This window comes from Bradyrhizobium sp. UFLA06-06, assembly GCF_054820065.1.
This window is the reverse complement of the sequence record NZ_JADFUD010000078.1, coordinates 25,663-34,667: the sequence shown is the minus strand read 5'-3', so window position 1 is coordinate 34,667 and position 9,005 is coordinate 25,663. Positions and strand designations below refer to the sequence as shown.

Below are 9,005 nucleotides of genomic sequence, written 5' to 3'. Positions count from 1 at the left end.
GTCTCGAACCACGAGGCCAAGCACTTGCGCGGTCGCCAAGGGGCATATGCGATAGCCCTGCCCGCAAGCGGGAGAGGTAAGAAACCATCACGCATAGCGCGCCGCGCCCATGCAGAGCGCGGTGATGGCGAGCAGCCCGGCGGCGATGCGCTGGGCGACCGCCAGGCGCGAGCGCGCCGCTGAGGTATCGCCGGCATCATTGCGCAGCTGCCGGACCGCGCCGCCGCCGACGATGATCTGCACGGCGATCGCGGCCAGTGCTGCGAGCGCGCCACCGGCCAAAATCTGCTCCGACAGCCCGAACGAGCCTTCATGAACCAAGCGCCAGAGCGTGGCGCCGGTCACGATCGCGACCGTCGCGGCGCCGATTTGCGGAAGCAGCAGCTTTTCGCCGCCGAGGCCGCCGGTGCGCGCCAGGGTGAAGCTCGAGCCGGCCCAAAACACCGATGACAGGACGTGAAGGGACAGCGCTATGATGAGGGCGGTCTGCATGTTGTCGCTCCAAACGGGCATTGGAAATTAGATATACATAATGTATAGTCAATCTGACGAAAGCAAGGCAAACCGATGCCGCCGCGCAGTTATGTGAGCCCGGCGCGCAGCGCCGCCGCCGCCGAGACCCGCGAGCGCGTGATCGAGGCCGCCTCGCGCACACTGCGCGAGGAGAGCATCGCGCGCTTCTCGTTGGATACCGTGGCCAAGGCGGCCAGCGTGACCCGGCTGACCGTCTACAACCAGTTCGGCTCGCGGCGCGGGCTGCTCGAGGCCGTGTTCGACGAGATCGCGCGTCATGGCGGGCTGCATCAGCTCGCCGACGCCATGACGATGGCCGATCCGCGCGCCGCGCTCGACCGGATGGTCGAGATCTTCTGCGGATTCTGGAGCCGGGATTCCGCGGTCGGCCGCCTGCACGACGCGATGGCGACCGATCCCGAATTCGCCGAGGCCGTGCGCGAGCGCAACGAGCGCCGCCGCCGCGGCGTCACCGCATTGATCGACCGGATCGCGGGCAAGCATGCATCGCCGCAGGCCCGCAAGGACGCCGTCGACCTGATCTTCGCGCTGACGAGCTATCCGACCTTCGCCTCGCTGAGCGCGGGGCGGTCGGGGGATGAGGTCTGCCGTGTCGTGCAGAGCGCCTGCCACGCGGCGCTTGCTGACTTATCAAACCCGTCATCCTGAGAGAATGTGCATGTATTCAGCGTCGTCCTGGCGAAAGCCAGGACCCATTACCCCAACCGCTTGTTGTTGTGCGACGCTGGAGCCACGATCGCACTCTCAATCGAATTCGGTGGTTATGGGTCCTGGCTTTCGCCAGGACGACGGCGGGGGGAGGCCGCTCGCTACAATTCTCACCCCGTCATCCTGAGGCGCGAGCCTTGCGGCGCAATTGCGCCGCTGGGCGAGCCTCGAAGGATGAATCGGCCACAGTCGGGCCGTCGACCCTTCGAGACGCGCTTCGCGCTCCTCAGGGTGACGGGAAAAGAGAAGTACCTCACCCCACCTTGAACTTGCTGTAGGCCTCGCGCGTCGCGATGATGACGTGCTCCTCGCAGCCGTTGCGGCGGTGCGGGTCGCAGCGGTCTTCGTAGTCGGCCGAGGTCATCATGTCGATGAAGGCGGCGACGCTCGGGTAGTAGACCAGCGCGAGATAATCCCAGCGCTGGCCGGCCGGCTCGCCCAGCGCGACAGTCTCGGCGCTGCCGGTCCACAGCAGCGTGCCGCCGCGCGCCTTGATCATCGGTACGGTGAGCGCGCTGTAGCGCAAATAGGCATCCCAGCCCGAGCCGTCGCCGTCGAGCGACCGCGCGCGAAACCGCATCAGATTGACCATCACGACCGGCGCCTCGCGGTCCAGCGCGTTCAGGCCTTTGACGTTCAAGAGATCGACACCCATCACCCGCTCCCGCCCAAGGCACATCGGTCCGGCCGCAACGATTATGTCACATCGCGGGACTAGCCTGAAATACCGCCGGGCCGTAAGCTCAGGCCAGCTCTCGGAGGTCAAGGCCGTGATGACCCTTCCAGAACTAGCGGCCGACGCGCTCGGCAAATTCCTCGGCGAGTACATGCAGCGCCGGTTCGGCTCTTCGCAGACCCAGCTGGTCGAAATGGTGCCCTCGATCGCCCGGATCGCGCTCGAATGCATCGGCAACAGCGACGCGCTCTATCACAATGTCGAGCACACCATGCTGGTGACGCTGGCCGGCCACGACATCCTGCGCGGCCGCGCGCTGCACTCGCACATGAGCGCCGAAGATTATGCCCATGTCATCATCGCCTGCCTCACCCATGACATCGGCTATGTGCGCGGGCTGTTCGAGGCCGACGGCCAGGACGGCTATCTGGTCGCTGCCGACGGCCGCAAGATCATCCTGCCGCGCGGCTCGTCGGATGCGGCGCTGATGTCCTATCACGTCGACCGCTCCAAGATCTTCGTGATGGAGCGGCTCAAGGGCGTCACTCTGCTCGACAAGGAACGCATCGCGCGCGCCATCGAGGGCACGCGCTTTCCGCTCAGCGCCCCTGACGACGATGAGGATTTCGGCGAGGAGGCCACCTTGCTGCGGGCCGCCGATTTGATCGGGCAGCTCGGCGATCCCCACTACATCCGCAAGGCCAACGCGCTGTACCTCGAATTCGAGGAGGCCGGACTGAACCGCCAGCTCGGCTACAATTCGCCGGCCGATCTCGTCGACCTCTATCCGCGGTTCTACTGGGACAGTGTCGCACCGCACGTGCAGAAGGCGATCCGCCACCTCAACATCACCTCGAGCGGACGGCAATGGATCGCCAATCTCTACAGCAACGTGTTTCGCGCCGAGCGCGACATCTCGCTGTCGGGACCGCAGAAATAGGCGGGGATGCAGCGCAATCTCTCCCCTCGTCGTCCCGGCGAAAGCCGGGACCCATAACCACAGAGTCGAGTTGTTGGAAAGGCTGTGGCCCCAGCGTCGCGCAACAATGACCTTCGGTGGTTATGGGTCCCGGCTTTCGCCGGGACGATATCGAGTATGTTGCGTCATCGAGAGGCATACATTCACGGTCTCTCAGGATGACGGGTTCTGTCATTCCACGGCAATGACGTCTCCGGCGGTGTGGCTCCCTCGCCAGATTGTAGCCTCGCACGCATGGCTCCAATCCGCTCTTTCGTCTTGTCGCGGCGGCGGATTCGGGCACAACATCCGCCCAATAATGACCGCCTTGCCCGCACCTGCCACAACGCCACGCCGCTCGCCGCTCAGCTGGCTCAATAATCAGCCCTATCTGCTGCTCAGCCTGACGTCGCTGTTCTGGGCCGCCAACATCGTGCTGGCGCGGCATGTCGGCAGCCATGTGCCGCCGGTCACGCTGACCACGATCCGCTGGTTCGGCGTATTCCTGATCCTGTTGCCGTTCGCCTGGCCGCACCTGAAACAGGACTGGCCGAAGCTGCGCAGCGCCCTGCCGCTGATGCTGCTGTTGTCCGCGGTCGGCTTCGCCTTCAACAACGCGATCTCGTACTGGGCGATGCAGTACACCGAGGCGCTGAATGCGCTGCTGATCCAGTCGGCGGGGCCGCTGTTCGTGGCGCTGTGGTCGTTGATCCTGTTCGGCGTGCGGCTGACGCCGGCGCAGCTGGCCGGCATCGCGATCTCGCTGGCCGGTGTGCTGACCATCATTCTGCGCGGCGACTTCTCCGCGCTCGCCGGCATCAGCTTCAACCGGGGCGACATCATGTTCGGCGCCTCGCTGGTGTCGTTCGGGCTCTATTCGGCGCTGATCCCGCGGCGGCCGAAAATCCACCAGCTCTCGCTGATCTCGTTCACCACCTGCTGCGGTGCGCTGATGCTGTTGCCGGTGGCGGCCTGGGAATTCTTAAGCGGCGTGACGCTGAAGCTCGACGTCCTGACCTTTGCCACGCTGGGCTACACGTTGATCTTCCCGTCCACGCTCGCCTATCTGTTCTTCAACCGCGGCGTCGCGCTGATCGGCCCGAACCGCGCCGCGCCGTTCTTCCATCTGGTGCCGGTGTTCGGCTCGGCGATGGCGATCCTGCTGCTCGGCGAGACACTCGCGCCGTTCCATCTGATCGGCTACGCGCTGGTGCTCGCCGGCGTCATCATCGCCTCGCGGCAAGGATCGGCCAAGACATCGGCGAAGCCCTAGCTGACGCCGAGGAGATGGTTAGAGCGTTTTCGAGCGAAGTGGGCACCGGTTCGCGTGAAGAAAACGTATCAAAACAAGAATCTAGAGCTTCGGTTCCGATTCAATCAGAACCGAAAATGCTCTAGCCTACCTTGCGCAAGCCGGCGGATTTGCGTGGCGAATGCGACTTTGCCGCCAGCGTTTCCGTGATGAAGTCGATGAACCGCCTCACCTTGGCCGGCACATGGTTGCGCGAGGCGTAATAGACGTAGAGCGGAAAACGCTCGTCGGGCCAGTCCGGAAACAGCTCGATCAGCGCGCCGCTCCTCAGGTGATCGTCGAGGCCGAGATCGATCACCTGCGCGATGCCGAAGCCGGCCAGGCACGCGCCGAGCTTGGTTCCCGAATCGGTCACGGTCAGCCGCCCGTTGACCGCGACCGGCACGACCTCGCCGCCACGCCGAAATTCCCAATCGAAGGGACGCCCGGTCGCCGCGTCGATTGCCTGGATGCACTGATGGTCGCGGCTTGCCAGCTCCCGCGGATCAAGCGGCCGGCCGTGTCGTTCGAGATAGATCGGCGAGGCCACGGTGAGCACGCGCGTATCGAGTACGCGGCGCGCAATCAGCGCCGATGGCGTCGGCTCGCCGAAACGCACCGCCAGATCAAAACCGTCGCTGACCAGATCCGCGATCCGGTCGCGGGTCTCGATACGCAGCTCCATGCCCGGATTCTGCAGCAGGAACTCGCTCAGCTTCGGCGACAGCACCATGCGGGAGAACAGCGGGTCGACATTGACCCGCAGCCTGCCGCGAACCGCATCGCGCGATTTCGCGGTCTCCGCCGCCGCCTCGCCGATCCCCGCCAGGTGCGCGGCAACCCGCTCATACAGCGCGCGTCCTTCCTCGGTGAGCTCGACGGCGCGGCTCGTGCGGTGAACCAGCCTGGCATCGAGGCGCGCCTCGAGCTTCGCGATCGCCTTGCTGACCCCGGATTGCGTCATGCCGAGCCGTTCGGCGGCCCGGCCAAAACTGCGCGCATCCGCCAGCGCCGCGAGGACCACCAGGCCGCCGACCAGCCGACCGTCAACTTCGTCCATGCCGATGCCTTTCAGTCATCCAAGAGATGACCGCCCAGTCGTAGCACTCCGCCACCATATCGGCCACTGTCGGCGCAGGTCACCGGTTCGATCCGGTGCGGCCACCGCCACATCATCCGCCAAGGAGATTTTGCAATGAGCGACATCCAGGCCATCGCATCCGCGATCGATGGATATTTCAACCTGATGTACGACGTCGACGATCGCCGGTTCCGCGACGTCTTCTCCGATGCCTGCATCGTGCACGGCATCCGGGATGGCAAGCACACGGTGCGGTCGGCCGCGGAATTCCGCGACTTCATCTGCAGCCGTCCCTCGCCGGCGTTGATGAAATCGCCGCGCGAGGAGGCCATCATCAGCATCGACCAGACCGCGTCCGATCTGGCCATCGCCAAGGTGCGCGTCAGGGCCGGCCAAACCGGCTTCATCGACCATCTGGTGTTTCACCGGATCGACGGCAGGTGGCTCATCACCACCAAGGCGTTTCACGTCGCGCAGGTCTTCCCGGCGGGATCGTAGCGTCCCCACGACCGATTTTCTGAATATTAGAAGAATGACGCTGATTTGCCCGACGTGTCAAGTTGACTGGTCGAGCGCCGGCCGCCCCCGGCTCCTTTGCATGGGGTTGTTTTCGATATTTTGGCAGCGCGCCCCTGCGACGGCCCGGGAGTGGCCATGCGGCGAAAGGCTGCTCCCGGTACGGCTTCCTCAGCCATGGCGGCCGGGCTAGCTTCGGCCGCAATGGGCCTGTTCAGGGCCTGCGCGGGGGGACGACGACATGATCATGGGATTGAGACGATATTGCTGCCTGGCGGCTGCGGCCGCCGCCGCGCTTGCGGCGACATCCGGGGCGGCACTTGCCCAGACCTATCCCACCCGCAACATCACGCTGGTGCTGCCGTTTGCCGCCGGCAGCGGCACCGACACCACGACGCGGCTGATCTCCAAGGAGCTCGGCGTTGCGCTCGGCGTCGGCATGGTGATCGACAACCGGGCCGGCGCCAACGGGTCGATCGCGGCGAACTATGTCGCCCGCTCCGCCCCCGACGGCTACACGCTGTTCGTCACCACGAATACGACGCACTCGGCCAATCCGTATCTGCTCAAGACCATGAACTACGATCCGATCAAGGACTTCACGCCGATCGCGCGCACCGGCGACCTGCCCTTCATGCTGGTGATCCATCCGGACATCCCGGCGAACTCGGTCGCCGAGCTGATCGCGCTCGCCAAGAAGGAGCCGGGCAAGTACAGCTACGCCAGCGGCTCGTCGTCGGCGAGCGTCTCCGGCGCGACCTTCGCGCGCCTCGCCGGCATCGACCTTCTGCATGTGCCCTACAAGAGCTCGCCGCCGGCACTGACCGACGTCATCGCCGGCCGCATCTCGATGATGTTCATCGACGTGCCGACCGGGCTGCCGCACGTCAACGCCAAGGTGCTGAAGCCGCTCGCCGTCACCACCAAGCGCAAGTCGGCGCTGCTGCCGGACTTGCCCACGATGGACGACACCGTGAAGGGCTTCGATATCACCTCCTGGCAGGGCTATCTCGGTCCCGCCAACATGCCGAAGGACGTCGTGGTCAGGCTGAATGCAGAGATCCGCAAGATCGTCGAGCGGCCGGACATCAAGAGCCAGCTCGCCGAGCGCGGCATGGAGGCATTCTCCGGCACGCCCGAGGAGTTCGAGGCATTCCTCAAGGAGCAGCTCGTACTGTGGGAGAAGCTGATCTCCGACGCCGGGATCGAGAAGCAGTAGAGACACCCGTTATCGCGAGCGAAGCGAAGCGACGAAGTCTGCCGACTCCGTCATCCTGAGGAGGCCGCAACGCGGCCGTCTCGAAGGATCGACGGCCCGGCTGGTGGCCGTGCATCCTTCGAGACGCGCGCAAAAGCGCGCTCCTCAGGATGACGGGGATGCGGAATCGTTGGGTGGCGTAGCGTCGCTAACCCACCCTACGCGGCTCGCTTACGCCGCGCGCACCTTCTGCAGGAACTCGTCGACCGCGTTGCGCAGCATGCCGGACTGGGTGTCGAGTTCGCGGGCATTCGACAGCACGTCACCGGCCGCGGTGCCGGTGGCGGCGGCCGCTGACGTGACGCCGCCGATATGGGCGGAGATCTCGCTGGAGCCGGCCGCGACCTGCTGGATGTTGCGCGCGATCTCGCGCGTCGCATCGCCCTGCTGGTCGATCGCGGTCGAGATCGAGGCGGTGATCTCGCTCATCTGCGCGATGGTCGCTGTGATGCCGCCGATCGAGGTCACGGCCTCGCCGGTGGACGCCTGCATCGCCGCGACCTGCGCCGAGATCTCCTCGGTCGCCTTCGCGGTCTGGTTGGCCAGCGCCTTCACTTCGGAGGCGACCACCGCGAAACCGCGGCCGGACTCGCCGGCGCGCGCCGCCTCGATGGTGGCGTTGAGCGCGAGCAGGTTGGTCTGGGCTGCGATCGAGTGGATCAGCTTGACCACCTCGCCGATCTTCTCGGCGCCGGTGGAGAGCGCCTGCACGGTCGCGTTGGTGCGCTCGGCATCGGCCACCGCCTGGCTTGCGACCTCGCTGGAGCGCGCCACCTGGCGGGAGATCTCGGCAACAGAGCTGGAGAGCTCCTCGGCCGCCGCGGCGACGGTGCCGACATTGTTGGAGGCGCTGTCGGACGCGGCGCCGACGGTCGCGGCCCGCGCGCTGGCATCGCTGGCGGTTGCGGTCATCGACTGCGCCGTGGTCTGCATGCCGGCGGCGGCGGAGGCCACCGTGCGGACGATGCCGTTCACGCTGCGCTCGAAATCGTTGGCGATATTCTCCATCGCACCACGGCGCTCGGCCTCCGCGCGTGCCTTGGTCTCGGCCTCGGCCTGTTCCAGGCCGCGGATGCGAACCGCGTTGTCCTTGAAGACCTGAACCGTGGCCGCCATTCCGCCGACCTCGTCACCGCGGCCGACGCCGGGGATGTCACCGTCGAGCTTGCCGTCGGCGATGTCGCGCATGCGGGCGCCGAGCAGGTTGAGCGGACGGGAGATGCTGCGGCCGATCAGCCAGGCGACCGAACCGGAAACGATGCCGATGCCGAGGATCGCGAGGCCGAGCAGCCACGCGATCGGCCGCATCTTGGCATCGATATCGTCGAGATAGGCGCCGGTGCCGAGATACATGTCGAAGCCGGGGACCGCGACGGCGTAGCCGAGCTTGCGGATCGGCGTCTCCTGGCCGGGCTTCACATAATCATAGAACAGCAGGATCTCGCCCTTGGCCTTCACGCCGTCCATCAGTTCCTGCGAGAGCTTGCGACCATTGGTCACGACGTCCATGCGATTGGTTCCGACCTGCTTCGGATCGGGCGCCAGCACCGTGATGCCGCTGTAGTCGGTGCCGAACAGATAGCCGGCGCCGTTGTCATAGGTCAGGGTGTTGGCACGCTTGCCGAACTCGGCCAGTGCCGCTTCCCTGGTCAGCTTGCCGGCATCGACATCCTTCTTCAGGCCCGCCGCCATGTTCTTCGCCATCTCGACGATGGCCTTGGCCTGATCGATGCGCGCATTCAGCATCTCCCGCTGCATCAAGTGACCGGCGAGGATGCCGGCCGTGCACAGGCCAAGGAGGGTCACCCCCACCAGAATGCCGAGCTTGGGGGTGATCTTCAAATTTGACAGCTTCACGGGGGTCTCCAGAAGAGGCGGGAACGCGACGCGATTGGCGGATTGATTCGGCTCACCGTAATGTGAGACCCTTTACCTGATGGTTACGGAGGTTCCCCGTAGAAGCCCGGAGAATCAGACCGCGGA

The 9,005-nt window shown here is 65.5% G+C and carries 9 protein-coding genes; 5 read left to right on the top strand and 4 right to left on the bottom strand.

Annotation, left to right across the window (positions count from 1 at the left end; translation table 11 throughout):
- Positions 1-87 precede the first annotated feature (87 nt).
- Positions 88-492 carry a hypothetical protein gene (locus IF803_RS37630; protein ID WP_461195675.1) on the bottom strand — a complete coding sequence of 135 codons (405 nt, stop codon included), beginning with the start codon at positions 490-492 and terminating at the stop codon, positions 88-90.
- 75 nt (positions 493-567) lie between these two features.
- On the opposite strand from IF803_RS37630, the gene IF803_RS37625 reads away from it, so the two are divergent.
- Positions 568-1,182 carry a TetR/AcrR family transcriptional regulator gene (locus tag IF803_RS37625; RefSeq protein ID WP_461195674.1) on the top strand — a complete coding sequence of 205 codons (615 nt, stop codon included), beginning with the start codon at positions 568-570 and terminating at the stop codon, positions 1,180-1,182.
- 313 nt (positions 1,183-1,495) lie between these two features.
- Here the strand turns inward: IF803_RS37625 and IF803_RS37620 are convergent, their stop codons facing one another.
- The gene (locus IF803_RS37620; protein WP_461195673.1) at positions 1,496-1,897 is read right to left on the bottom strand and encodes a DUF1330 domain-containing protein; all 402 of its coding nucleotides are present in this window, start codon (positions 1,895-1,897) and stop codon (positions 1,496-1,498) included.
- A 115-nt stretch (positions 1,898-2,012) separates the two neighbouring features.
- Here IF803_RS37620 and IF803_RS37615 point away from each other — a divergent pair, with 115 nt between their 5' ends.
- Together IF803_RS37615 and IF803_RS37610 are read left to right on the top strand one after the other, a co-directional pair.
- A complete protein-coding gene (locus tag IF803_RS37615) occupies positions 2,013-2,858 on the top strand; it encodes a metal-dependent phosphohydrolase (protein ID WP_304497136.1) in 846 nt (281 codons plus the stop codon).
- 337 nt (positions 2,859-3,195) lie between these two features.
- The gene (locus IF803_RS37610; protein ID WP_461195672.1) at positions 3,196-4,149 is read left to right on the top strand and encodes a DMT family transporter; all 954 of its coding nucleotides are present in this window, start codon (positions 3,196-3,198) and stop codon (positions 4,147-4,149) included.
- Between the two features lie 121 nt (positions 4,150-4,270).
- On the opposite strand, the gene IF803_RS37605 is transcribed toward IF803_RS37610, so the two are convergent.
- The gene (locus IF803_RS37605) at positions 4,271-5,227 is read right to left on the bottom strand and encodes a LysR family transcriptional regulator (RefSeq protein WP_028340526.1); all 957 of its coding nucleotides are present in this window, start codon (positions 5,225-5,227) and stop codon (positions 4,271-4,273) included.
- A 135-nt stretch (positions 5,228-5,362) separates the two neighbouring features.
- Between IF803_RS37605 and IF803_RS37600 the strand changes: the two genes are divergently transcribed.
- Complete coding sequence (locus IF803_RS37600; RefSeq protein ID WP_461195671.1) at positions 5,363-5,746, top strand: nuclear transport factor 2 family protein; 384 nt, start codon at positions 5,363-5,365, stop codon at positions 5,744-5,746.
- 265 nt (positions 5,747-6,011) lie between these two features.
- A complete protein-coding gene (locus IF803_RS37595; RefSeq protein WP_461195670.1) occupies positions 6,012-6,983 on the top strand; it encodes a Bug family tripartite tricarboxylate transporter substrate binding protein in 972 nt (323 codons plus the stop codon).
- Between the two features lie 210 nt (positions 6,984-7,193).
- Here IF803_RS37595 and IF803_RS37590 read toward each other — a convergent pair whose 3' ends face one another.
- On the bottom strand, positions 7,194-8,879 hold the full coding sequence (locus IF803_RS37590) for a methyl-accepting chemotaxis protein (protein ID WP_225161401.1): 1,686 nt from the start codon (positions 8,877-8,879) through the stop codon (positions 7,194-7,196).
- Positions 8,880-9,005: the final 126 nt, after the last annotated feature.